The following is a 25,300-nucleotide window of genomic DNA, read 5'->3' as shown; positions in this document are numbered from 1 at the left end:
ATTCAGCGCGTTGCGCAGCCTCGGCTACGGCTAGACAAAGTACGACCTGAGAAGCCGGGACCAGGTTTTGACGTTGAGCGGTTGGTGATGCAGGGCGAGGCGAAATGCCTGCCGCGCCTGCTGAGGAGCATGCGCTCGCAGGTGATGCTTGCCAAGATCGGCATAATAAATGGCCCAGTCGTTCGCGAGGGCTTCGCCTTCCGGCGTCCCAGGCTGGCAGGCGGCGGCATGTTTGTCGAGAAATCGCCGGCGGCCGTCCAGTGCGCGCAGGGAGGGAATATCTCTCGACGCATTGTGGCCGTACAGCCGATGACGGTACATGGGTTGCGGGACATAGATAAATCGCCCGGGCCCATAGAGCCGAATGGCGAGATCGATGTCTTCCCAGATCGACAGGTCTTCGTCGTAGCCTCCCACCGCGTCGAAGCAGGTTTTTCGGAACAATGAGCCGGATGTGGCGGCATCGTGTCCGCCGCGGAGCAGCTGCGTAACGCTGCGCTGATGTTTCATGGCGGCGTCATATTCAAGGATCTCGTTCCGTTCATTGACCTGATAACCGTCACAGTGGACGAGCGCTGCCTCTGTGGCCGGTTCGAGGATCGCCAGCGTCGTCTCTAAAAACGTCGGTTCCCAGAGATCATCCTGGTCCAGAAACGCCAGGTACGGACTCTGCGCAAGGCGCGCGCCGGTATTGCGTGCGGCGGCTTGCCCGGCATTCCGGGAGTGGCGCGTGTATCGGACCTGAGGAATGGCCCGCACCAACGCATCGGTGCGATCGGTCGAGGCATCGTCCACGACGATGATCTCGTGATCCGCATAACTTTGCGCCAGGACCGAGCGGATGGCTTGCTCCAGGTATCGGGAGGTGCCGTTGTAGGCGGGGATGACGACGCTGACGTGTGCCACAACTAGAAGTTCCTCGTGCGGTCAATCGGTAACATAGGCGCTCCAACCAGTCAACCGCCGCGCCTTTCAGCCAACCGGTGCGATGCCCTCGGCCTGCCTTGACTTGCCGGGTGGGCTATGGTTCCATCCGTTCGCATCGCGCGCAATCTCCTCCACCATGAGTTGATCCAACGCAACCTTGTGAAAATCGTCATCGCCGCCTGGCATCTGAAGAACGTTAACGTGGGGATCGGGCGTTATGCCCGGGAATTGATCGCGGCGCTGGGGCAGGTCGATCAGGCCAATCACTATGACATTCTGCTGCCCCAAGCGGAACATCCCTTCATGGCGCGTCCGAACATGCGGTATCGCGTGGTGCGGTTTCCGCTGTTTCGCCGGCGATTCTGGGAGCAGGTCGCGCCGCTGCTGGTCGGCTCTTACGACGTGCTGCATTTTCCTTATGATTCCTGTGTGGCCTGGAAGCGCGGGAGGTTTGTGACGACCATTCACGATGTCAAACCGCTGTTGTTTCCGGAACTCCGCCCCCGGACGAATCTCAACAGTCGCGTCGAAGACTGGCTGGTGGGGGATCGTTGGCGGACGATCGACCAGGTGATCACGGTTTCAGAACATTCCCGGCGCGACCTGTTGGCGCATGCGCCGCTTCGTCCGGACCAGGTGAGTGTGACGCCGCTTGGTCTTGACGCCGAGCGATTCCGGCCGGCCGAAAAGCGGCATGAGGGCAGGCCGTACGTGCTGTGTGTCGCCGGAACAGATCCGACCAAAAATGTCGGCCTGCTGATTGACGCCTTCGCGGCACTTCCCGGCGACTTGCGCAGCCGGTTCGATCTGGTCCTGGCGGGTGATGTCTGCAAACGTGAGGATATCCGCGCCGCGATTGCCCGGCGGGGGCTGAGCGCTCAGGCCAAACTGGTCGGCCTCCTGTCCGATGCCGCGCTCGTGACCTGCTACCAGCAGGCCACGGTGTTCGTCTTTCCCTCCCTCTATGAGGGATTCGGTCTGCCGGTCTTGGAGGCCATGGGCTGTGGCTGTCCGGTAATCTGCTCCAACGCGTCATCGCTACCCGAAGTGGCCGGCGAGGCGGCGGTGCTCGTCGATCCTCGCCGGGCCGACCAATTGACGCAGGAACTGGCCAGAGTGCTAGAATCAGCGGATTTGCGGGAGTCTCTAAGGGCGCGCGCCCTTGCCCGCGCGAAAGAATATGTGTGGGAACGTACGGCAAGACAAACGGTCGCGGTGTACGAACGGACGGTCGGCCGGTGAGGCCGCGGGACCAGACGATATCGACGAATTTTCTAGTCTGAACCAGGGGCGGGACGTTACGATTCAATTCAAGAATGAGCCGGTTCGTTGGCGGACCGCGCATGTGCCGGCTCGCATAATGAGAAGATCGAGTTGCGGAAGGGGGGAAGGATGAAGGGTGTCGTACTCGCCGGAGGGCTCGGATCACGCCTGCTCCCGCTCACCAAAGTGACCAACAAACATCTGCTCCCCGTCTACGACAAGCCGATGATCTACTATCCCATCCAAACGCTCGTGAACGCCGGCATCACGGAAATCATGTTGGTGACCGGCGGAAACAGCGCCGGTGATTTCCTGAAATTGCTGGGGAATGGCCGGGATTTCGGCCTGAAACATCTCAGCTATACCTATCAGCAGGGCGAGGGGGGGATCGCCGATGCATTACGGCTCGCGGAGCATTTTGCCGATGATGGTCCGCTTTGCGTCGTGCTGGGAGACAATTTGATCCAGGGCAACATTGCGAAGGCCGCCGAGTCGTTCCGGGCACAGAAGAGCGGCGCCAAGATTTTGCTGAAGGACGTGAAAGATCCGCAGCGTTTTGGTGTGCCCCACCTCGAAGGGAACCGGGTGCTTAGTATCGAGGAGAAGCCGGCTCATCCAAAGTCCTCGTACGCGGTCACGGGCATTTATTTTTACGATGCGCGCGTGTTTGAGATTACCCGGACGCTCACGCCGTCCGGGCGAGGCGAATTAGAGATTACCGATGTCAACAATGCCTACATTGCCTCCGGGGAGTTGACGTGGGACGTGCTCGACGGTTGGTGGACGGATGCCGGCACGATTGAATCGCTCCTTGCCGCCAACCAGCTGGTTGCGCAGACCGGGGCAAACAGGATGGAGTTCTAAATGCGTATTCTCGTCACGGGAGGCGCCGGCTTCATTGGATCCCATCTGGTGCGCCGCTTGATCCAGAGCGGCCGCCATTCGGTCGTGAATCTCGATGCGCTCAAGTATTCCGGCAACCTGGAAAACCTTGCGGACCTGGCCGGCCACCCTCAGTACCGCTTCGTCCATGCGGATATCGGCGATCAGCAGGCCGTGCATGCCGCGTTGCAGGAACACCGGATTGAGGGCATCATCAACTGCGCCGCCGAAACCCATGTCGATCGGTCGATTCTTGATCCGGGGGCGTTCGCCCGCACCGATGTGGTGGGGACGGGCATTCTGCTGGAGGAGGCGCGGCAGGCAGGGGTGCAGCGGTTCCTGCAAGTCAGCACCGATGAAGTGTACGGCAGCGTCGAGCAGGGGAGTTCCACGGAAGGCGACCGCCTGGAACCGCGCAGCCCCTATTCGGCCAGCAAGGCGGGCGGGGATCTGCTCGTTCTGAGTTACTGGACGACCTACCGCTTTCCTGTCGTGGTCACCCGTGGCAGTAACACCTATGGTCCAAACCAGTACCCTGAGAAATTCATTCCCCTGTTTGCCACGAATGCGATCGACGGCGAGCCGCTTCCGCTCTACGGCGATGGCAGGCAGTGCCGGGATTGGTTGTCGGTCTATGATCATGCGGCGGGAATTCAGCATGTGTTCGAACAGGGCGAGCCGGGCGCCGTCTACAATGTCGGCGGCGGGAACGAACGCGAGAATATTGCGGTCGCCGAACGGATCGTGGCGGCGCTTGGAAAGTCTCGCTCGCTGATCCGGTTGGTCCAGGACCGGCCCGGGCACGACCGCCGCTATTCGATTGATTGCAGCCGGTTGCGTGCTCTGGGCTGGTCGCCCCAAGTGCCGTTCGAAGAAGGGCTGACGCAGACGGTTGAGTGGTATCGCACGCATGAAGCGTGGTGGCGAAAGATTAAGTCCGGCGAGTTCAAGGACTACTACCGCCAGCAATATGGCCAGCGTTTGGAAAAGGGGACGGCGTGCGGATCGTCATAACCGGGGCGCGGGGACAACTCGGCGCGGATCTCCAGCAGGTTCTGCAGGGGCATCAGCTGACGTTACTGGATCTCCCGACATTTGACCTGACGCATGAGGACTGCGGCCGCCCGATCGTCGATGCCGTACCCGACGCGGTGATACACGCCGGCGCGCATACGGATGTGGATGGGGCTGAACGTCATCCGGGGTTGGCCATGGCGATCAATGCCGACGGGACCGAACGCGTCGCGCGCGCGGCCGCTCAGGTGGGAGCCAGGCTCGTATATATCTCGACCGACTACGTTTTTGATGGCCGTGGCACGCGTCCCTACGTTGAAACCGATCAGACCAACCCTGTGAGCGCCTATGGGGCGTCCAAATGTGCCGGTGAGGAGCGGGCCTTGGCCTGCTGCGAGAATACGCTGGTGGTGCGGACCGCGTGGCTTTATGGCTTGCAGGGGAAGAATTTTGTGAAGACCATGCTCCAATTGGCTGCGGAACGTCCCTGCTTGAAAGTCGTCGCGGATCAGCAGGGTTGCCCGACCTTTGCCGAGGATCTCGCTCGTATGATCGGACAGCTCGTGACGCATCCGGTACGCGGTCTCTTGCATGTCACGAATGAAGGCCACTGCACCTGGCATGAGTTTGCGACGGAGATCATGCGACGATCCGGACAGGCCGTGCCGGTCGAAGCTATCACAACGGCCGACATGCCCCGTCCGGCCAAGCGCCCGGCCTATTCGGTCCTTTCGGCTGAGCGGCTCCACCATCTCGGCTTCCGAATGCCGTCCTGGCAGGACGGGCTGCAGCGATTTCTGCAAGCCCTGCCGGCCGGGTCTTCAGCGGCTCTCCGCGGATAAATTTGCTTCAGGCTCCTTCCTGCCCAAATCGTGATCCGCTGATTGCGCGAGTTCTATCCGGGACAACGCCAGAGAAAAGGCTGTGTCCGGCCGGCAGGTTTCTTGTGCAAGTGCCACGAGTTCTCTATACTGCGATCGCGCAGAGCGCATCATGTGGTCTGCGCCATGGGGTGGACAAGGTGTCGCGCGGTGTACCCGTGTGGCTTGGCTCCGTGAGTGTCGTGGACCGTTCATTCACATGACTCCACGTGCCCGGTGCGTTCGGGTGTGGGAGTTGAGCGCCGCAACCGCGGGTGGCCCTGTCCTAGCGCCATCCAGGCTGTGTGCTGTCCCAGTGGCGGGCAATCTGGAATCGCAGGGTGTCGCAGCCGGTGAATGCATGCGGTTTCGCGACCGGCAGTCGCTGAAGGCATGAATAGCACCACCTCATCATCTGCGCATACCGTCGTCCGGCCGGTCGAGGGAGAACTCAGATCTGGCTCTGTCCGAGGGCTGTTCTGGGGATTGCAGGGGTATGTGATGGTGGCCCTTGCCTGCTCGAGTTTTTTCCCGCCCCTGTTCCGCTATCAGGAGCATACCGTCATCATTCTCATCGTCCTCTGCTTTGGGATGTGCGCGGTGGAACGGACGAATCCGTGGGTTCGGACACCGCTGGACCGTCCGCTCTGGTTCTTCATGGTCTGGGTGCTCTGCACCGTTCCCTTCGCCACCGATCCTGCGTACAGTTTTGCCGAGTGGAAGAAGTTTGTGGCCCAGGCCGGTGTCTTTTACTGGTCGCTGCTGGTTCTGGCGCGCTGCCGCAATGAACGTTTGCCGCAACAGGTGCTTCAGGCTCTCGTCGTCGGAGCCGCACTGCTGGCCTCTTACGCCCTTGTCGCATTTATTCAGCAAGGCGGCACGTGGCGGGACCGGTTTGTTCGAGCCCATGCCTACGGTTCCGACTATAACTGGCTCAGCACCTACATGGTGGTGGCGATTCCTGTGGCCGGCACTCTTCTGGCCCTGGAGCGCACGGCGTGGAGTCGTGCCGCACAGGGATTGGCTCTTGTTCTGGCAGGGGCGGCGCAGTTGTTTTCTTATACACGCGGCGGCTGGCTTGGACATGCGGCGCAAGGCGTCACGCTCGCGTTGATGATCGGAGGCCGGCGTCTGGTCTTCGGAGTGTTGGGGGTGCTTGCCATGATCGGTGCCGGATTAGTGGTGGCCTCGCAATCTGGCTTTCAAACGGACACGGTGAATGCTAAGACCGTCGACACCAGGTTGATAGTGTGGACCATCGGGTTGGGTGAGGTGGCGACCCATCCCGTAGTCGGGATCGGTTTCGGGAATAATTCCTTCATCAAAAAATTTCCGGAGTATGCCGTCGAAAAACAGGAGCACCTTCCTGAGCGCGAACGGATTATTCCGGCCATGCACAACACCTTCCTGATGGTGACGCTGGGAAGTGGCATCCCTGCCTTGGTCAGCTTTGTGTGGATCTTTGTCGCCCTTCTACGCCGTCTCATCCCGCTTCCCCTGGCAGGCGGCAAGGAACATGCGGGAAGGATGATCGCCGCCGGAATCGCCTTGGCTGTCATCGGCCTGGTGGTGCGCAATTGTTTCGACTATATGTTTATGGGGAGTCTCGCGCATCTGTTCTGGTTGGTGGCGGCGGTGGGAATGACCGTGACCGGATCGGACGGCGCCGCATCTGTGGCGGGAGACGGATTGGAACTGGGGCGGCCGGTCATGGGGGAAGGCCGGATTTCTGCGTAGCTCATGAGACCGCGTCATCTCGCGCTGCAGTGTCGACCTCACGCCTTGACAAGATCTCGAAGATCCATCACAAGGTACGTGCATGAGCGCGAGCGAGGCGGTCCATCCGACGCCGGAGTCGCAGGCCGCAATCTGATGGGAGCGCATACTGAGTGAAAGCGTTGATCACAGGAATTACGGGTCAGGACGGGTCCTATCTCGCAGAGTTTCTCCTGGCCAAGGGGTATGACGTTTTTGGAATCATTCGTCGATCCAGTTCGTTCAACACAGGACGGATAGACGGAATTTATCAGGATCCACACACATCAGGGGCCAAACTGCATCTGGTGTATGGAGATTTGAACGATGCTAGCTCGTTAAACAGGATTATACGAACGGTCCGTCCCGACGAAATCTACAATCTTGGAGCGCAGAGCCATGTTCGGGTCAGTTTCGATATTCCTGAATACACCGCTGAAATTACGGCCCTCGGAACCGTCCGATTGCTGGAAGCGATTCGCGAGTCGGGGCTGCGGCCCAAGTTTTATCAGGCCTCGTCGAGTGAAATGTACGGCAAAGTGCAGGAAGTCCCGCAGCGCGAAACCACGCCGTTTTATCCCCGGAGTCCATACGGCGCGGCGAAAGTCTATGCCCATTGGATCACGGTCAATTATCGTGAGGCCTATGGGTTGTTCGCCTGTAACGGCATTCTCTTCAATCATGAATCGCCGCGCCGAGGTGAAACCTTCGTGACACGCAAAATCACCAAGGCAGCAGCCCGGATCAAACTGGGATTGCAGCAGGAATTGTTCCTCGGCAACCTGGATGCCAAACGGGATTGGGGATATGCCGGCGATTATGTCGAGGCCATGTGGCTCATGCTGCAGCAGGACCATCCCGATGATTATGTCGTGGCGACCGGGGAAACGCATACCGTGCGGGAATTTCTCGATGTGGCGTTCGGGCATTTGGGCCTCGACTGGCAGCGTTATGTGCAGATCGATCCGCGGTATTATCGCCCGACGGAGGTCGATCTGCTGATCGGTGATCCGGCAAAGGCGCAGCGGCAGCTCGGATGGAAACCGACCGTAGATTTTCACCAGCTGGGGATCATGATGGTCGAGGCGGACATGGAAGCTGAACGGCTGAAGATGCGGGGCACGGCGTCGAAGGGAGCCTAGAGTGATCGACAGACACGCGCGGGTTTACGTGGCCGGGCATCGGGGAATGGTGGGTTCTGCGATCGTCCGCGCCCTCACGGCCCGCGGGTATGACAATCTGGTTGTGCGCACTAGCACCGAAGTGGATTTGCGCGACAACAGGCAAGTCGCCGGATTCTTTTCGGAGACGAAGCCCGAATACGTCTATCTGGCTGCGGCCAAAGTGGGCGGCATTCTCGCCAACAGCACCTTGCCGGCGGAGTTCATTTACGACAACCTGGCGATTCAAACCAACGTTGTGCATCAAGCGTACCTCCATGGGGTGAAGAAACTGTTGCTGCTGGGTTCGTCCTGCATCTACCCGAGGGATGCTCCTCAGCCGATGAAGGAAGAATATCTGTTGACAGGCCCGCTCGAACCCACCAATGAGTGGTATGCCGTGGCGAAAATCGCCGGGATCAAGATGTGCCAGGCCTACCGGCGGCAATACGGGTGTGATTTTATTGCGGCGATGCCCACGAACCTGTATGGCCCGAACGATAACTTTGATCTCCAGCATTCTCATGTGCTGGCGGCATTGATCCGTCGATTCCATGAGGCGCGGGAGCAGGGGCAGGCGCCCACGCTCTGGGGCTCGGGGACTCCGATGCGGGAGTTTCTCCACGCGGATGATTGTGCGGAAGCCTGTTTGTTTTTGATGGACAGGTATTCCGATCCCATGATCGTAAACGTTGGTGCGGGGGAAGAGATTTCGATCGCGGATCTTGCGGCGCTGGTCGCCGAGGTGACCGGGTATCGAGGCGACATCCACTGGGATCGAAGCAAGCCGGACGGCATGCCGCGGAAGCTCATGGATTGCAGCCGGATGACGGCATTGGGATGGAAACCAAGAATCGCGCTCCGAAACGGGTTGGTGGATGCCTATGCTTGGTATCGGAGGTCACAATGAGGAGCGCCACGATTGAATCTCGGCCGCTCTGATCGGTTAAGGAGGGGCCGGCCACCCCATTGCCTGTGTCAGTGGCAGGCGGGCAATGCGGCGATTCATTGGAGTTCCCCTCATTACATCCAGCTTCATCGACCGGGCGTACATCTTCTAAGGCCCCTCGCCTAACCTGACAGGGAGCCGGGCAGATTCCACTTTGAGGTTGATTGGTCGTCCGGCTCCTACTGTGTTCATCAGTCCGCTTGTACGGAGGTTCAGATTTGGCGGGAGGAAGATATCCTTGTGGAATCAAGGGGCGTTCACTATACTTCCACGCCACGTGTCACCAGAGATTTCCTGGTCGGGTGGCCGCTCGACCGCTGTTTGAGGAGTAGAAGGGTTGGTTTGTGTCCGGTCTCCGATCTTTCAGGCGTATCAGGAAATTTACTTTCCGTCGACGTGCTGCCATGCCAAGGACCTGAGGGGTACGTTGCAGGGTCGTGACGTCGCCCCGGCTCATCTTTTACGAGAGCCGGACTCTGTGAATGTGAAGTGAAATCACAATGGACATTGAAGCAGAGAAAACTGATTTCTGTTGCCGGCGATCTTCAACCCTGACAAGGCTCCGGTCGAGCACTCTAATCCCTGATCGGCGAAATCCTCATGTTATAACCATGCAAAGGGCAGGGTGATGCTCAACGGTAAATCCATACTTCTGACCGGAGGCACGGGCTCCTTCGGCCGGCAGTTTGTTCGATCAGTGCTGAGTCGGTACAATCCCAAGCGGCTGATCGTCTTTTCGCGAGATGAGCTCAAGCAGTTCGAAATGCAGCAGGAGTTCCCTGCCTCCGCAATGCGTTTTTTTCTGGGTGATGTGCGTGATGCCGAGCGGCTCATGCAAGCAATGCGAGGTGTGGACATTGTGGTGCATGTCGCAGCCTTGAAGCAGGTGCCGGCAGCGGAATACAACCCGACAGAGTGCGTCAAAACTAATGTGCACGGAGCCGAGAATGTGATCGCGGCGGCTATTGCCAATGAGGTGGAGAAAGTGGTGGCGCTTTCTTCCGATAAGGCTGCGAATCCCATCAATCTGTATGGGGCCACCAAACTGGTTTCGGACAAGCTGTTCGTTGCCGCAAATAATATCGCTGGCGGACACCGTACGCGTTTTTCCGTGGTGCGGTACGGGAATGTTGTGGGCTCCCGAGGCTCAGTTATTCCATATTTCCGGAAGCTCCTCGCTGAAGGAGCGAAAGAGCTCCCGGTCACGGATCTCCGGATGACAAGGTTTTGGATCACGCTTCAGCAAGGGGTCGATTTCGCGTTGCGAGATTTTGAACGGATGCAGGGCGGGGAAGTTTTCGTGCCGAAGATCCCCTCCGCCAAGGTTGTCGACTTAGCGACCGCCATGGCCCCAAACCTCCCGATACGGGTAGTTGGAATCAGGGCGGGTGAAAAACTGCACGAAGTGATGTGTCCGTCGGACGACTCTCATTTGACGCTGGAATTTGACGATCACTATGTCGTGTGTCCTTCGATACAGTTTTCCCGGCCGGTCGATTACCGGCGGAATGGCCTTCAGGAGGAGGGACGTCCAGTTCAGGATGGTTTTGAATATAGTTCCGGAACAAATAACTGGTTCCTCACTAATGATGAACTGGTAAAGCTAGTGGCCGAAAACTGATGATTCCGTATGGACGACAAGCCATATCCGAGGAAGACATTCAGGCAGTGACGGCCGTGCTCCGTTCTGATTGGATCACCCAAGGCCCCGCCATTCCCCGGTTTGAACAGGCAGTCGCCACCTATTGTCATGTGCCATATAGTGTGGCTGTGAGCAGCGCGACGGCGGCGCTTCATCTGGCGTGTTTGGCTCTAGAGGTAGGCCCCGGCGATCGCGTGTGGACTACGCCCAACACGTTTGTGGCCAGCGCAAATTGCGCGTTGTATTGCAATGCCACAGTTGATTTTGTCGATATCGATCCTGCTACCGCGAATATGGGTGTGCCAGCACTCGCGAGAAAGTTGCAAGATGCAGAGGCCAGGGGCGGCTTGCCCAAAGTCGTGATCCCGGTCCATTTTTCGGGAGAGCCTTGCGATATGGTGGAGATTGCGAAACTCGCCCATCGTTATGGGTTTCGGATCATCGAAGATGCCTCGCACGCGATCGGAGCACGATATTCTGACGGGGTCGTGGGGGATTGCCGTCATAGTGACATGACCGTATTTAGTTTTCATCCGGTCAAGATCATTACAACCGGTGAGGGTGGCGGGCTGACCACGCAACGGCCCGAGTTGGCCAGGAAGCTCACACTCCTGAGGACTCACGGCATCACGCGCGACACGACGGAAATGACAGGGGGTACGCATGGGCCTTGGTATTATGAGCAGGTCATGCTGGGATTCAATTATCGCATGACCGATCTTCAGGCTGCGCTGGGAATAAGCCAGCTTTCTCGCATTGAAGAGTTTGTATCGCGACGCCACCTGTTGGCGTCCCGCTACGACGCGGCTCTTCCAGGCTTGCCTGTCCGATTGCTCTCACGATCAACTGCCAGCCGCTCTGCCTTGCACCTCTATGTGGTGTATGTGTCTGCTGATCGACGCCGGCAGGTGTTCGATCAACTGCGCGAGCGGGATGTTGGCGTAAATGTCCATTATATTCCCGTGCACCTGCAACCCTACTACCGACGTTTCGGGTTTCGCGAAGGGGATTTTCCTGCAGCTGAACGACACTATCAAGAAGCGATCAGTCTCCCGCTCTATCCTGGTCTCAAAGAATCCGAGCAAGACCGGATAATCACTGCGCTTAGGGAGGTATTGCAATAAACATCGCCGTAATTCCTGCCCGTGGAGGCAGTAAGCGGATTCCAAAGAAGAACATCAAGCTCTTTGGAGGACTGCCGATTCTTGCCTATTCGATCAAGGCCGCGCAGTCCTGCGGTCTCTTCGAGAAGGTGATCGTCTCCACAGACCAGGAAGAAATTGCCTCCGTTGCGGCTCAATTTGGCGCAGAGACTCCGTTCTTGCGTCCCCCTGAATTATCTGATGACTTCACCGGGACCAATGCGGTTACCAAACACGCGATCCAGTGGTTGAACCAACGGGGAGTGTCCATCACCCACGCCTGTTGCATCTACGCTACGGCGCCCTTCATCCAGGCGCGCTTTCTCCGGCAGGGGTTTGAGCTGTTGCACAGATCCGAGCGGTCCTTTGCCTTTTCAGTAACCTCCTACGCTGCTCCTATCCAGCGGGCCTTGCGCCGAAGGCCGGATGGGACGGTTGAACCCTTCCAGCCTGAGTACATCATGACGCGATCGCAGGACCTCGAAGAGGCCTATCATGACGCGGGGCAGTTCTATTGGGGCACAGCCGGAGCGTTTCTGGAGGATGTCCCGCTTTTCTCCCCCGCTTCCATAGGAGTTGTAGTCCCTCGATATTTGGTTAAAGACATTGATACGATTGAAGATTGGCGTCAGGCTGAACTTATGCACGCAGCACTCACTCACTTTTCCGAGATGTGGGAGCAGGAATCGGGCGAAGAACAGTAACCTCCACACTCAAGTGGAGCGTCAAGCCCAGGGGGGGAGGGAGTGTGGAGACAGCTTTCGATGGAGCGCCGGCAGGCCGGGTAGCATTTCGTGTCGATGCTTCCATGCAAGTTGGTATCGGGCATGTGATGAGGTGTCTAGCCTTAGCCGACGTATTGCGGGCTCAAGGGGTCGAGGTTCATTTTGTGTGTCGCGCTCTTGCGGGGCACATGATGGATCTCATCCGGGAGTGGGGCTTTTCGGTCCTTCACTTGCGTGCTCCCCGTTCCGGAGAAATGGTGACAGACCGTCGGACCAAACATGCTGGTTGGCTGGAGGTTGATTGGTCAATCGATTGCACGGAGACGATTGCCGCCCTCCAGGCGGTCGGTCCGATTGATTGGCTAATTGTGGACAGTTATGCCCTCGACAAAGCGTGGGAGCAGATGATTGGGCCGAAGGTGCGACGGGTCCTCGTGATCGATGATCTTGCTGACCGTGCGCATCATTGCGATGTGTTGCTCGACCAGAACTATTACCATGACCCTCGCCTGCGTTATCACGACTACCTTGACGGTTCCTCGAGACTGTTGGCGGGTCCGCAGTATGCTCTCCTGCGGCAAGAGTTCGCTGCCCTGCGCGCAACGCTCGGGAAGCGCCCCACTGTGCTTAAGAGGGTGCTTGTCTTCATGGGGGGCGCTGATCCCACCAACGAGACCTCGAAGGTTTTAGAAGCATTCGACAATCCGGCTCTTGCCGGCTTAGAGGTCGACGTCGTGATTGGGGCTTCGAACCCACACAGGGCATCGATTCAGGAGCGATGTGCAGGGCGCTCCAAATGGCGAGTGCATTCACATAGCAGAGCGTTTCACCGATTGATGGGCGATGCCGATCTGGCGATCGGTGCGGCGGGGTCTGCGGCATGGGAACGCTGCGTTCTCGGGCTGCCCTCTCTCATGCTTGCAGTGGCTGACAATCAACGCCACATTGGCGAGGCGGTTGCAAGTTTCGGGGCTGGCGCGTATTTGGGGCCCTCGGCAGAGGTGTCTGTTTCGGATATTGTAGCTTCAGTGGAAGCATGCATGCGTGATCCGGGTCGGTTGGGAGTCATGCGGCAAGCTGCGCGTAAGTTAGTGGATGGAAAAGGCGCGCAACGGGTCTCGTTGGCTCTGTTCCCACGGAAACTCTCGATCGCCGTCGTGTCGGACAAGGAAAGCTGGTTGAACGAATTCTTGCCGGCTCTTATTGAGTGGTTCAGAGATCAGGGACACCTCGTTTCGTGGGTTCACCAGGTCGCAGACATTCCCCCCGGGGATTGCGCGTTTTACCTAAGCTGCGGCCAACTCGCGCGCCCTCAGGTATTAGCGCGTAATACCAACAACCTTGTCGTTCATGAAAGCTCGTTGCCGTTAGGGAAGGGATGGGCCCCTCTCACGTGGCAACTTCTCGAAGGGAAAAACGAGATTCCCGTCTTGTTGCTTGAGGCCGCTGAGGCGGTTGACGCAGGGGACGTTTATCTTGCCGATCAGCTCAGATTTACTGGCTATGAACTATGTGGCGACCTTCGGCGGGAGCAGGCTCGCGCAACGCTTGCACTCTGCCGTCGTTTCGTGGAAAGTTACCCCTGGCTTCTGACTGACGCGACGGTCCAGCGAGGGGAGAGTAGTTATTATCCCCGAAGAACTCCAGAAGACAGCCGGTTGAATCTTGATAAAACGCTGCGGGAACAATTCGCCTTGCTGCGGGTTGTGGACAATGACCGCTATCCGGCTTTTTTTGAATTGGATGGGCATCAGTACGTTGTCCGAATTGAGCACCGACGAATCCCTGGGGGAGGCTAGTGTGCGTCATGGCGTCTTGCGTGATCGCGTCGAGTCGAGTATGGCGGCCACAGATGACCGAGGAAGTGGTTCGACGGACTGGTGTCGCCTGTTCGCTGGTCACCACGAAAGATGCGCTCACCAGCGAGTATCTCAGCCGGCTGAAGCCTGACTATGTGTTTTTTCCGCATTGGTCCTATCTCGTCCCGCAGGAGATTTATGAACAGTTTGAGTGTGTGATTTTTCACATGACAGATGTGCCTTTTGGTCGGGGCGGCAGTCCGCTTCAGAACCTCATTATCCGGGGGGTAAGTGAGACCAAAGTTTCCGCTCTGCGCTGCGTGGCAGAGGTGGATGCTGGCCCAGTCTATTTGAAGCGTCCCCTGTCTTTGCAGGGGACGGCGCAGGACATTTATTCCCAGGCGAGTCGTCTCATCGAGGACATGATCGTTGAGATCCTGCAGACTCGTCCAGTGCCAAGGCCGCAGGAGGGAACTCCGGTGGCTTTTAAACGGAGAAAACCATCAGAAGGGAATCTTGCCGATCTGCGGACGGTCCAAGAGACCTATGATGTCATCCGCATGCTGGATGCCGAAGGGTATCCGCCCGCGTTTCTCCAGGTCGGAAAATTGCGGTTTGAGTTTTCTCGCGCGGCGCTCAGGGAGGACCGGCTACGGGCGGATGTGGTGATTACGGTGGTCAATGATGACAAATAAGATAGGTGTCATTTGTGCCCATCCCGACGATGAAGTCCTCGGGTGTGGCGGTACCATGGCGCGGCTGGCTGATTCCGGCCACGAGGTGCATGTCCTGGTACTTGGGGAGGGGGCGACTAGCCGTAGTCCTTTGGGCCATGAAGAGGGGAAGAATCATGAACTCGATATGCTGAGACGGGCCGCTCTTGCCGCGGCCAAGGTGCTCGGCGCGCAGAGTGTTGCGTTTGGAGGGTTTCCAGACAATCGGATGGATGGGATGAATTTGCTGGATATCGTCAAGCGCGTAGAACGGTTTCTCGCGGAGAGACAGATTCATACGGTGATGACCCACCACCGCGGGGATCTCAATATCGACCATCAGATCGTTCATCGTGCAGTCCACACTGCCTGCCGTCCGCTCCCCGGTTCGACGACTCAAACCCTGTTGTGTTTTGAGGTGCCGTCCAGTACGGAATGGAGCATCGCTCAACCATTTCACCCTAACTGGCATGAGGATATCGAACATACCCTGGCCCGAAAGCTCGAGGCGCTTCAGTGTTATGAGATGGAGATGCGTCCGTGGCCTCATCCTCGTTCGTATCAAGGAGTCGAAGCTCTTGCCCGCTGGCGTGGTGCAAGTGTCGGGAAGCAGGCCGCTGAGGCGTTCGAGTTGTCACGGCTCGTCAGGTAAGGGGACTGAAGACAAATGTTAGAGATCCACATACAAGGGCGAGTTGTGGGTAAGAGCTCGTCGCCATTCATCATTGCGGAGATGTCTGGAAACCATAACCAGTCTCTTGATCGTGCAATGGCCATTGTTGAAGCGGTCGCTCGTTCGGGGGCGCATGCCCTGAAATTGCAGACGTATACCGCAGATACCATGACCCTTGATGTCCGTGAGGGGGAGTTCTTTATCTCAGACCCGCAAAGCCTGTGGCGGGGACATTCGTTGTATGAGCTGTATCAGAAGGCGTATACGCCGTGGGAATGGCATGAGCCGATTTTCCAGCGATGCCGTGAGTTGGGGTTGATCGTGTTCAGTACTCCGTTCGATTCCACGGCGGTGGACTTCCTGGAGCGATTGGAAGCGCCCTGCTACAAGATCGCCTCTTTTGAGAATAGCGACCTTCCGTTAATCCGCAGGGTTGCTAAGACCGGCAAGCCCCTGATTCTATCTACGGGGATGGCCAGCCTTTCTGACATCGAGGAGGCGGTATCCGCCGCTCGCAACGCCGGATGTCGAGAACTCCTGTTGCTCAAATGCACAAGCAGCTATCCCGCCTCGCCGGAGCATAGCCATCTGCTGACCATTCCCCATATGCGGGCGACGTTCGATTGCCCGGTCGGCTTGTCCGATCATACGCTAGGAATTGGCGCCGCAGTGGCAAGCGTGGCGCTTGGCGCGGTGGCCATCGAGAAGCACGTGACCTTACAACGCAGTGACGGAGGGGTTGACGCAGACTTCTCCTTGGAGCCCGGAGAACTGGCCAGTTTGGTGAATGAGACGAGTCGCGCGTGGCAGGCGTTGGGATCAGTCACCTACGGAGTTCTCGATGAAGAGCGGCCTTCCCTGGTGTTCCGGCGCTCATTATATGTTGCGCGGGATATGAAGGCAGGGGAACGGTTCACTCCCGAAACGCTCCGCATTGTGCGGCCAGGAATGGGGCTTCCGCCTAAATTCTACGACGTCCTTATAGGGAGGTCGGTCGCCAAAAATGTGAAGAAGGGGACGGCCGTGACGTGGGAGTTGGTGAGGTAATGCGATGAGCAAGGTGCTGTTCTTTGCGCCGCACTCGGGAATTTGGGTGCATGCCTTTCCCGAAGCACTTGTGGCAGAGACCTTGCTGAAGCATGGTCATGAGCTGGTCTACATCACATGCGGCCAGGTGTTTTCACAGCAGTGCGTGGTCATGGATGCGGCTCGGGTTGGATGGCAGAGCGATGGGCAGCAGCGGGAAGACATCTGCCGGCAATGTGTGGCTTCGAGAGACCTCCTGCGGCGAGAGTTTAAATTGCCCGGATATGATCTTGGGCAAGTACTCGACGCCGATGACCATAACCGGGTTGAGGAGATTCTGGGGCACACCACCCCGGAGAATTTTCCGGATCTGGTTGTTGATCATGTGCCAGTCGGGAATCTGGCCACCTATGAAATGTTGCTCAGGCACAAGAAATTGAGCCTAGCGTTGAACGACTTTGAATGGAGGGAGTATCAGATCAGTCTCCGGTATGTGCTGCTATCACTATTTGGCGCCCGAAAGATACTGGATCGAGAGCGTCCCGATCACATCGTCGCCTACAACTCTCTCTATTCCGTGAACCGGACCGTGTGCATGCTTGGCGAGCGACGCGGCATTCCCCACTATTTTCTGCATGCCGGAGGCAACCTTGCTCATCGCCTGCAATCCCTCATGATTGGTCGGGACTATACCTTTCGGTATGTGAAACGTTTAGTTGAGAAGTGGCCGGAATTTCAACAACGACCGTGCTCCCCTGCAGTGATGCGGCAAATCACTGATCATTTTCTTGTCTTGCTTGGCGGCAGCAGCGCCTTCACCTTTTCGTCGGGCGCCGGCAGGGGCCCCCAGGATTTGTCTCGCTTCTTTGGGGTTGCCGCAGCCCAACGGGTATTAGTTGCGACAATGAGCAGCTACGATGAGCGTTTTGCCGCCGAGGTTGTGGGAGCATTGCCATTGGACGATGCACCGTTGTTCCCTCGCCAGGTGGATTGGATTCGGGCCCTGGTTAAATGGGTATCGACCAGGCCGGATCTCTTTCTGATTATTCGAGTCCATCCGCGGGAGTTTCCCGGGACCATGCGCAGCGGGGGAAAATCGGAACATGCCAGGTTGTTGGAACAAGTGTTTGCGACCCTTCCCTCCAATGTTCGCGTGAATTGGCCGACGGACGACGTGTCGATTTACGATTTAGCCGACATTACCGATGTGTTTTTGAATGCATGGTCGACCGCCGGAAAAGAAATGAGCCTCTTTGGGCTTCCCGTGGTAATCTACTCGCCGGAGTTGGTATTTTACCCATCGGACCTGAATTATGTGGGGACGACCGAAAAAGATTACTTTGCCCAGATTGAGCGCGCCCTCATGGACGGATGGAGCCTTGAACATGTGCGGATGGCCTATCGATGGTTAGCTGTGGAGTATGGGCATGGGGTGATCGATATCCAGGATGGATATCCGAAAAGAGAACATGTGAAGCCTGCTCACCTTTCATTCGGGAAACATATTCTTCACCGGCTTCGGAGGAAATTTGATCCGCATTTTGATCAGCGAGGCGACTGTCGCCGGCGGCCGAAGGTGCTTGCGGGCGGAAATGATATTGATGCGTTGCTGCGAGGAAACCTCGAGACGCCATTAGAGCTTGCCTCTCGAATGCAAGCGAGTGAGGTGACGCTTGAGGTGGAAGACCGCATGTTGCGAGCTGAGGTCGCCCGCATCGCTCAGGCACTGTACGACTCTCAGCGGTCCTCCTTCGGAGGAAACCTGGCACGGCGGCTGCTGGCCTTGGGCGAAGAACGCCGGGATGCCGCGGTCTCTACCGTGTAATGTTGCCCACGCATTCTTCGATCGGACACTATGATGGAATCCGACCTGACGCTTCCTCGTATTCAGTATGATCAGCATCCAGCGTTCAGTGGCCTCAATGTCAAATGTACGCTGGACGACACCCTCGTGTTCCGATTCATCGAGTCGATCGACAATGCCTATCTAGCTTTGCTTCAGGTCGGAAGACCCGATTCTGAAAAGGTGTCGAGTGAATTTGCGGCAAAGGTAGGGCCGGTCATCACAGAATTGGAACAATACGTCCTGAGCGCGGAAATGCGTATCGAACTACGCCGGACCACGAAGCAAGCCATTAGTCAGGCCCGGCAATTTCTGAGCGATCAGCTTGTGTTCGATCGCCGCCGCGCAGAGAACCCTACGGATCCTCGTGCATTGCCGGCGAACCTGACGGGGTTCGTCGATGGTCTTCGGACGAACGGGTACTACCAATGTCCGGTGACTGCTGATCTGGCATCCTCTGTGTGGCGCCACACCTGGTGGGAACGTGCTGTGCTGCGAAAGCGAAAAGAGGCCAGCCCGGCACGCCATTGTGCGATGCCCCTCGATCCATGTTCGCCCGCCGCGGGCTCCATTCAGCGAGCGCTCCACTCGAAAGGCATTGTGTCGGCGGTGTCGCACTACATGGGATGTGAAATGGAATGGCTGTATGCAGCCTTGGATTTTTCGCATCCTTGCCAGAATTGGTATAAGAACTGCTACGTGGATAGTGATTTGCCCACAGCAAAAACGGTGTACATGCATTTCGACGCGGATCCGGATATTGTGAAGGCGATGCTCTATCTTTCCGCCGTTGACGCGGCGTCCGGTCCTTTTCGGTATGTGAGAGGCAGCCATCGATGGCGCCGCTCTCCGTTTCTGTTTGCGCTCCACAAGGGATTTGATATGGAGCAGACAAAGTCGTTCCCAATGGAAGCCGATCGATTGGACTATAAGCTGGGTTATTATCGTCCCCGGTTTTTTCTAAAGGATCATAGGCGAGACCTCCTGACCTTACCGTCTGCGTTTCGCGGGACCACGCATTTCGGTGATGACATCGTGGATGAGAGCGATCTGTCGCGTCGTTTGCTAGCTGGCGAGGATACGTTTCTGGGACCCCCGGGCACTCTCATTGTGTTTGATGGCTCCGCGGGAATCCACCGCGGGTCACAGGTTGAGAGGGGGGAGCGGTGGGCGGTTCAAATTGCCCTGCGGGCAGTGGCTTCGCGGCGACAACCTCCTGCGTCCCGTAGGAGTATCGTAAAGGCGGCGATACAAGGTCGTATGCGGTATGAGCTTTCCCGCGCGAAGGATGTCATCAGTCAGGGATTTTCAACCCAGCGAGTCAGTTGATTCACCAATGGTCTCTTTCGATCACGCGCTCGAACTTCTTCTCGATGCAGAGGATCTCGTCATTGCGGATGTGGGGGCGGCCTACGGGTTGCCCTGGTATCTTCAGGTGCTGGACGAGTGGGCTACCCTGTGTCTGTTTGAACCGAACGCGGCGCGGGCCGAAGAGTTGCGAAAGGCATACAAGAAATCAAATCGCCGGAAGAAGGCTCATGTATTTGAAACGGCCTTGTCCGCATCGGGTGGCGAGCGAGTCCTGTACGAGACGAATGTTCCAACCGGGAGTTCCCTGCTGAAGCCTGGTAGCGATGCACTCAATGAATTTGGTGATCCATCATATTTTTTCCCCATTCATGCGCATAGGATTCAGACCCGTCGCCTGGATGACGTCTTGAATGAGGCCGGTATTCAACAAGTTGATTTTCTTAAATTAGATGTTCAGGGGGCAGAGATCGAAGTGCTGCATGGTTTGGGGGAACGGCTTCGACAGTCGACCCTGGGCGTCGAGCTGGAAGTGGGGCTTCCCGGTGGCTATCTTGAGCAACCGTCAATGGGGGAGGTAGACGAGTTTCTCCGTTCTCGCGGGTTTACGTTGTTCGACCTGCGTCCCGTTCGGTTACATCGGCCGGTGCACGGTGACCGTACCTATTACCCTCGGCAAGTTTTCGGAGTGCACGAAAGTTCCACGAGTCTGTCCAAACGAATTTGGGAAGTTGATGCCTTGTATTTTCGTGGAGCGGAACATCTCCTAAAAGCTGGCGACAGATCTGGCTTGCGCAAGCTGGTTGTCTTGTATTGTGCGTATGGGTTCTTTGCCGAAGCACACTATCTCCTGACGCGTGTGATGGAGGACCATATTCTTCCGAGCCCTGAAGCCGAGGGCTTACGCAATGCGGTAATGGCCTGGCATCGCCATCGGCACTATTCCATGAAGGAGTCTCCGCGAGGATGGACGATCAGGGAGTTCGTTTCCTCATGGAGGAATCGTCTGTCCCGGCTGTTCTATCGCCCCCGGAGCTCGACCTGGTTGGTCAATGAATAGTGATGATCCCGTCAAGCCCGGAGTGATTGGCCGGGGCAAGGCCTTGGTGGGACTTCTTTCGTATTCGTTTCGCCAGTTCCCCATCCTGTTTCTTGCGACCCTCCTTTCCCTCCTTTCTGTTGGTCTTGAATTGGCGGCCATGATGAGTTTGTTCCCGGTTACCCACTTGGCCTCCGGTGATGACATTGCTGCAGACAGTCGATGGCGATGGCTTATGGATGCCGTCGGCGCCCCATCGACCCTTCGCTCGTTCCTGCTCCTGTTCCTCGGCCTCATGACGACGAGGCTGCTCACTGATACCGCTGCGAGCCTGACGGTGAGTCATGTGTATCGGGATCTGATCGCACATTTTTCATCCCGTGCGTTCAAGGCATTCGTGCAGGGATTAAGCTTCCGCGACGTCCAGAAGAATACCATCGGCTATTACATTAGCCTCGCGGGCGACGAAGCGAACCGGGCTAGTCAGATCGTGATGTCGGTGAGTCGATTGGTGCCAGTCATGGCGCTTGCCGGACTCTATTGGCTGGCGATCACCGTGAAGTCACCATGGACAGGCGGGGGCGTGTCACTCTTTATTGCCATCGCAGGGGTGGCACTGCTGGGATCATTCCGTCGCTCGCATCAACTGGGGACGGAGCAGCAACTGCAATCGCGGATTCTGAACACGCATTTTGTAGAATGTTTGAATTCCCTGCGAACGATTCGGGCCTACAATGCCGAAGGCTTTGTTTCGACACGCTATGCGGACATGATTGGCACGTACGTGTGGACGTGCTTCAAGGTGGATGCCCTCAAGGACCTGGCACGGACAGGGCCTTCATTGGTGTTGGTGTTTGGAGCGGCTGTTGGCGCCGCTCTCCTACTTGGTAATGGCAGCTTTACAGATCGCTATGCGGATTTCGTGGTTCTTGCGATCTTACTCCTGCGTTTCTTCCCGCTTCTTGGCCAGTCCCTCGACATCTTTATGCGAACGGTGTCTGATCTTATGGCAGGGGAGGAGGTCACCCGTGCGATGTCCCTCGTGGCGGCGCTTGAATCGACTCCCGCGGAGGTCGGCATCCAGCTGGATAAAGGGATTTCTTCCATTGAGTTTGAATCGGTCGGTTTTCGGTATCATCGTGCGAAGCCCGTCATTGATCACTTAAACGCCCGGTTTGAGAGGGGGCAGAGTTATGCCCTGATCGGACCGTCGGGAGCCGGAAAATCAACCCTGATCGATCTTTTGCTGAAGTTGTACGCCCCCACCGAAGGCCGGATTCTTGTGAATGGAGGTGATCTTGCGGGAATCAGCTCCTTTTCAGTGCGGCAGCATGTGGGGGTTGTCGAGCAGCAAGTTCCCTTGTTTCATGACTCAATTCTTCACAACCTGACTCTGGGCGTCTCCATCGATCGCGAGGTTGTGCGGCATGCCTGCGAGATTGCGTGCCTCAACGACGTGATCGCCCGGTTGCCTCAGGGGGAGGAGACCGTGCTGCACTATCAAGGAAGCAACCTGTCCGGCGGGCAACGCCAGCGTTTGGGTATTGCCCGTGCCGTGTTGCGGAGGCCGGAAGTTCTTGTGCTGGATGAAAGCACCGCCGCATTGGATCATGATATTCGTGAACGTGTGGTGACGAACTTGATTGAAGAATTTCGTGACAGGATTCTTCTGTTTGTTACGCACGATCGCGGGATCGCTTCCCGTGTGTCCCAGGTCTTGGACCTCGCGCGGCTCACTCAAGCGCCGATTTGCTCCGGGCGGCAACCCGGCGGAGTTACAACCAGCCCTTCAACTAAGGTGAACTCAGCGGCAGAATAGCGCTATGCGGTGCTCAGAGCGTATGGTTTGACGGAGGTGTTCCGTCATCGCGCGGAACCGCATGGCATCGGCGAGACAGCTCTGTGGCGACAATGGGCGGTCTCCAGCAACACGCAAGATCGTGCGAAGAACGGTGTTCCATCCCTGCTCGCGGCGCCATCGTATCCAAGTGAGATGACGATTTCTTGGAAAGGTGATTTTCTCAGTTTCAGGGATGATCCCTACGGGCATTGGAATAACCACACCTTCCAGAATGTATGTGCGACAGTAGGTATATGAAAAAGGTTCAAGCGGTCAGCAAGTCTTGGGAAGCACTGTCGCAACAAATAGAGGGTTTCACGAGGGATCTTCTCTGCTCGCCGAGTACTCGGCCACCTGTAGACAATCGGTTTCCCAGGATTTCAGTCATCATTCCTTCCTATAACCAGGGGCAATTTTTGGAAATGACCCTGCGGTCGATTTTGAACCAGGAGTATCCCAATACTGAAATTATCGTTATGGATGGGGGATCCACAGACGGTACTCTCGATGTGCTGAAAAGATATGACCGCTATGTGTCCTATTGGGTCAGCGAGCCAGATAACGGCCAGGCTGCAGCCATAAACAGGGGAATGGCGATGGCGACGGGCCAGTTGATTGGGTGGCAGAATTCAGATGATCTTTATCTCCCTGGATTCTTTCATGCGGTAACAGAGGCGTTGCGCAGAAATCCGGATGGCGACCTGTTTTTTGGCAATGTGTATTTAATTGATGATCAGAGCAGAGTGTATCAGGAGTCTCGCTTTGTGCCGTTTGCCTTGCGTGAACTGACTTGTCTCGGCTGGAATCTCTCGAGCCAGGCCGTTTTCATTCAGAGAGGCCTTCTGGCCAGGGTCGGACCTCTGCGCGAAGACATCTCGGTAGGGTTCGATTGGGACTGGTTCATCAGAGTTGGCCAAGTGGTTTCTCGACCCGTTCTGCTTGGCCGATCCGGCGGGTGCTATAGAGTCCATCCGGCTTCCAAGTTGTCGACGGAGTCAGCGGCAAAAAGGGCACAGATTGAACAGGATATTCGGCGTGCGCATGGCATTCCGTCTCCTGAGCAGAAGGGCAAAGTCTCCTGGCAGAGGACCTGGTTTGTGCTGAGGAGGAAGTGCTATAGGGTGCTCCTTTACGGCAGGTTGCCGTGTTCTGCCTGGTTCAGGCCCCTGGCTGTGTGGGGATTAAAACGCGTGGGCATTGTTTGCGAGGGATTTGCCTAACCCGCCTTGGCCCCTCAACGTCCTGTACGAGGACGCCACGGGTTCTCCCGGCTCCGCGCGCCGGTCTCCCAACGTGCCCGGGCGACTTCACGACGAACCGTCATGAATCATGCGGGCTAAGCGCTTCGAGGCGGTGGTTTGTCTAGAGGTTGCGGAAAACCTCATTTTTTGCACGCTACGCCGCGATCAGCTCATGTGGCGTGTTGGTATCAGGATAGTAGGCAGGATGCGCAGAAAGGCCATCCAGCAAGGCCGCAGCGAGTGAAGCGGCGAATCGTACTCTTGTCGTACGTTGAGCCGCTGAACGAGGCGAGAACGCCGCTGGTGGACTTTTTCAGCATCCTGCTAGAGGTTGCGGGACGATGATGTTGAAGTTCTTCACGGATCGGGCGTATCTCCCGGCAGGGTTGCCGCATGTCACCCTGCTCTATCCGTTTTGGGGTACAAATCCCGAGCCTCAGGGTGATCCGAATACCGGCCGTTTTGATCAACTTGCCGAACGTGGTCGTCAGTTTCTCTCTCTCACTTCTTTGAAGGATGCCGATGTTGCAATACTCCCGTTTGGCTGGGAGCACGGTGCCTTCAGTAAAGAGGGGATTGTTTTGGCAGAACAATTGAGTCAGGAAGCACAGGCCGCAGGGAAGCCCATGGCACTATTTTTTTCGAGTGATTCCATGAAAACGCTGCCGAATTCCCGCTGGCTGGCCTTTCGCACCTCGGTGTTTCGATCACGGAAGTCTCCGAATGAATTTGCCTTGCCGGCGTGGAGTGAGGATTTTGTCGATCGATATCTCCAAGGTGAGAGCCCGGTTCGTCCCAAGCGAGGGAAGCCTGTCGTCGGTTTTTGCGGCTTCGCGCCATCCCGACCCATGATGCTGAAACGAGTTGCGCTGGGGGTGAGGGATTATTGGAAGGCTCAATCGACCGGCGCAGATACCAGGGGCCGGTACCTCCGGGCAGCGGCCGTGCAGGTACTGGAAGAAAGCTCTCGTGTAGAAACAAATTTTGTGCTAAGGGATCGATTTCTTGGAGGGGCGCTGTCGCCGACCGGAGAACCGGATTGGCATGTATTGGCGCAGGCTCGTAAAGAGTACGTGGAGAATATCTGTGGCAGTGACTACGTGCTCTGTGTCAGAGGCGCCGGAAACTTTTCCTACAGATTGTACGAAACACTCTCCTGCGGACGAATTCCTGTGTTTGTCGATACCGACTGTTTGTTACCATACCACTCGTCGATTGCCTGGAAGCAGCACTGTGTGTGGGTTGATCAAAGCGAGCTTGAGCGATTGCCTGAAAAGATTACACAATTTCATGATGCTTTGACAGACCAGCAATTTAGAGACCTGCAGAGAAGCTGTCGGGAGTTTTGGCGGACGTTTCTTTCTCCCGAGGGGTATTTTCGAAATTTCTACCGGCACTTTCATAGCCGGGAAGGAGAGGCGGCCAGCCCTAACTGATGCAAGCGGCATGCAGGTTCCAAGGATTAAGATTTATCCTGAACACACAGGTGCGAGGAATGG

Annotated in this window: 21 protein-coding genes; 20 read left to right on the top strand and 1 reads right to left on the bottom strand. The window is 57.0% G+C overall.

Translation table 11 applies throughout. The features are described 5' to 3' along the window. Positions 1–30: 30 nt before the first annotated feature. Entirely contained in the window at positions 31–906 is an 876-nt protein-coding gene (locus tag GDA65_15320; protein MBA5864064.1) for a glycosyltransferase, read from the bottom strand. Positions 907–1,023: 117 nt separating this feature from the next. On the opposite strand from GDA65_15320, the gene GDA65_15315 reads away from it, so the two are divergent. The 20 genes from GDA65_15315 (at position 1,024) to GDA65_15220 (ending at position 25,237) form a co-directional block, all read left to right on the top strand. Then, positions 1,024–2,169 (top strand): glycosyltransferase, encoded by a 1,146-nt coding sequence (locus GDA65_15315; GenBank protein ID MBA5864063.1) that lies wholly within the window; start codon positions 1,024–1,026, stop codon positions 2,167–2,169. Positions 2,170–2,319: 150 nt separating this feature from the next. Further along, a complete protein-coding gene (locus GDA65_15310) occupies positions 2,320–3,054 on the top strand; it encodes an NTP transferase domain-containing protein (protein ID MBA5864062.1) in 735 nt (244 codons plus the stop codon). Continuing rightward, a complete protein-coding gene (gene rfbB / locus GDA65_15305; protein MBA5864061.1) occupies positions 3,055–4,086 on the top strand; it encodes a dTDP-glucose 4,6-dehydratase in 1,032 nt (343 codons plus the stop codon). Next, entirely contained in the window at positions 4,071–4,928 is an 858-nt protein-coding gene (rfbD, locus tag GDA65_15300) for a dTDP-4-dehydrorhamnose reductase (GenBank protein MBA5864060.1), read from the top strand. Before rfbB ends, rfbD begins: the two co-directional genes overlap by 16 nt. A 375-nt stretch (positions 4,929–5,303) precedes the next feature. After that, positions 5,304–6,683, top strand: coding sequence for a hypothetical protein (locus GDA65_15295; GenBank protein ID MBA5864059.1), 1,380 nt, complete (start codon positions 5,304–5,306; stop codon positions 6,681–6,683). A 152-nt stretch (positions 6,684–6,835) separates the two neighbouring features. Then, positions 6,836–7,843 (top strand): GDP-mannose 4,6-dehydratase, encoded by a 1,008-nt coding sequence (gene gmd, locus GDA65_15290; protein ID MBA5864058.1) that lies wholly within the window; start codon positions 6,836–6,838, stop codon positions 7,841–7,843. Positions 7,844–7,847: 4 nt separating this feature from the next. Next, the gene (locus tag GDA65_15285) at positions 7,848–8,771 is read left to right on the top strand and encodes an NAD-dependent epimerase/dehydratase family protein (protein MBA5864057.1); all 924 of its coding nucleotides are present in this window, start codon (positions 7,848–7,850) and stop codon (positions 8,769–8,771) included. A gap of 667 nt (positions 8,772–9,438) precedes the next feature. After that, positions 9,439–10,431, top strand: coding sequence for a UDP-N-acetylglucosamine 4,6-dehydratase (inverting) (gene pseB / locus GDA65_15280; GenBank protein MBA5864056.1), 993 nt, complete (start codon positions 9,439–9,441; stop codon positions 10,429–10,431). Further along, complete coding sequence (gene pseC / locus GDA65_15275; GenBank protein ID MBA5864055.1) at positions 10,431–11,576, top strand: UDP-4-amino-4,6-dideoxy-N-acetyl-beta-L-altrosamine transaminase; 1,146 nt, start codon at positions 10,431–10,433, stop codon at positions 11,574–11,576. Before pseB ends, pseC begins: the two co-directional genes overlap by 1 nt. Then, positions 11,573–12,298, top strand: coding sequence for a pseudaminic acid cytidylyltransferase (gene pseF / locus GDA65_15270; GenBank protein MBA5864054.1), 726 nt, complete (start codon positions 11,573–11,575; stop codon positions 12,296–12,298). Before pseC ends, pseF begins: the two co-directional genes overlap by 4 nt. A gap of 44 nt (positions 12,299–12,342) precedes the next feature. Beyond that, on the top strand, positions 12,343–14,118 hold the full coding sequence (gene pseG / locus GDA65_15265; protein MBA5864053.1) for a UDP-2,4-diacetamido-2,4,6-trideoxy-beta-L-altropyranose hydrolase: 1,776 nt from the start codon (positions 12,343–12,345) through the stop codon (positions 14,116–14,118). 8 nt (positions 14,119–14,126) lie between these two features. Further along, positions 14,127–14,813 (top strand): methionyl-tRNA formyltransferase, encoded by a 687-nt coding sequence (locus GDA65_15260; GenBank protein ID MBA5864052.1) that lies wholly within the window; start codon positions 14,127–14,129, stop codon positions 14,811–14,813. Next, positions 14,803–15,483: a PIG-L family deacetylase gene (locus GDA65_15255; protein MBA5864051.1), complete on the top strand. Its 681-nt coding sequence runs from the start codon at positions 14,803–14,805 to the stop codon at positions 15,481–15,483. Before GDA65_15260 ends, GDA65_15255 begins: the two co-directional genes overlap by 11 nt. A 15-nt stretch (positions 15,484–15,498) precedes the next feature. Then, positions 15,499–16,551, top strand: coding sequence for a pseudaminic acid synthase (pseI, locus tag GDA65_15250; protein MBA5864050.1), 1,053 nt, complete (start codon positions 15,499–15,501; stop codon positions 16,549–16,551). A 4-nt stretch (positions 16,552–16,555) separates the two neighbouring features. Beyond that, positions 16,556–18,355 carry a hypothetical protein gene (locus tag GDA65_15245; GenBank protein ID MBA5864049.1) on the top strand — a complete coding sequence of 600 codons (1,800 nt, stop codon included), beginning with the start codon at positions 16,556–16,558 and terminating at the stop codon, positions 18,353–18,355. Positions 18,356–18,385: 30 nt separating this feature from the next. Next, on the top strand, positions 18,386–19,702 hold the full coding sequence (locus tag GDA65_15240; GenBank protein ID MBA5864048.1) for a hypothetical protein: 1,317 nt from the start codon (positions 18,386–18,388) through the stop codon (positions 19,700–19,702). Further along, complete coding sequence (locus GDA65_15235) at positions 19,641–20,741, top strand: FkbM family methyltransferase (GenBank protein ID MBA5864047.1); 1,101 nt, start codon at positions 19,641–19,643, stop codon at positions 20,739–20,741. Before GDA65_15240 ends, GDA65_15235 begins: the two co-directional genes overlap by 62 nt. Continuing rightward, positions 20,734–22,539 (top strand): ATP-binding cassette domain-containing protein, encoded by a 1,806-nt coding sequence (locus GDA65_15230; GenBank protein ID MBA5864046.1) that lies wholly within the window; start codon positions 20,734–20,736, stop codon positions 22,537–22,539. The genes GDA65_15235 and GDA65_15230 overlap by 8 nt, the downstream gene beginning before the upstream one ends. Positions 22,540–22,796: 257 nt before the next feature. Beyond that, positions 22,797–23,780 carry a glycosyltransferase gene (locus GDA65_15225; GenBank protein MBA5864045.1) on the top strand — a complete coding sequence of 328 codons (984 nt, stop codon included), beginning with the start codon at positions 22,797–22,799 and terminating at the stop codon, positions 23,778–23,780. Between the two features lie 362 nt (positions 23,781–24,142). Next, positions 24,143–25,237: an exostosin gene (locus GDA65_15220; GenBank protein ID MBA5864044.1), complete on the top strand. Its 1,095-nt coding sequence runs from the start codon at positions 24,143–24,145 to the stop codon at positions 25,235–25,237. Positions 25,238–25,300 lie beyond the last annotated feature (63 nt).

It is taken from the genome of Nitrospira sp. CR1.1 (assembly GCA_014055465.1).
Classification (GTDB): Bacteria; Nitrospirota; Nitrospiria; order Nitrospirales; family Nitrospiraceae; genus Nitrospira_A.
The sequence above is the reverse complement of the archived record's forward strand: the minus strand, read 5'-3'. Positions and strand labels throughout refer to the sequence as shown.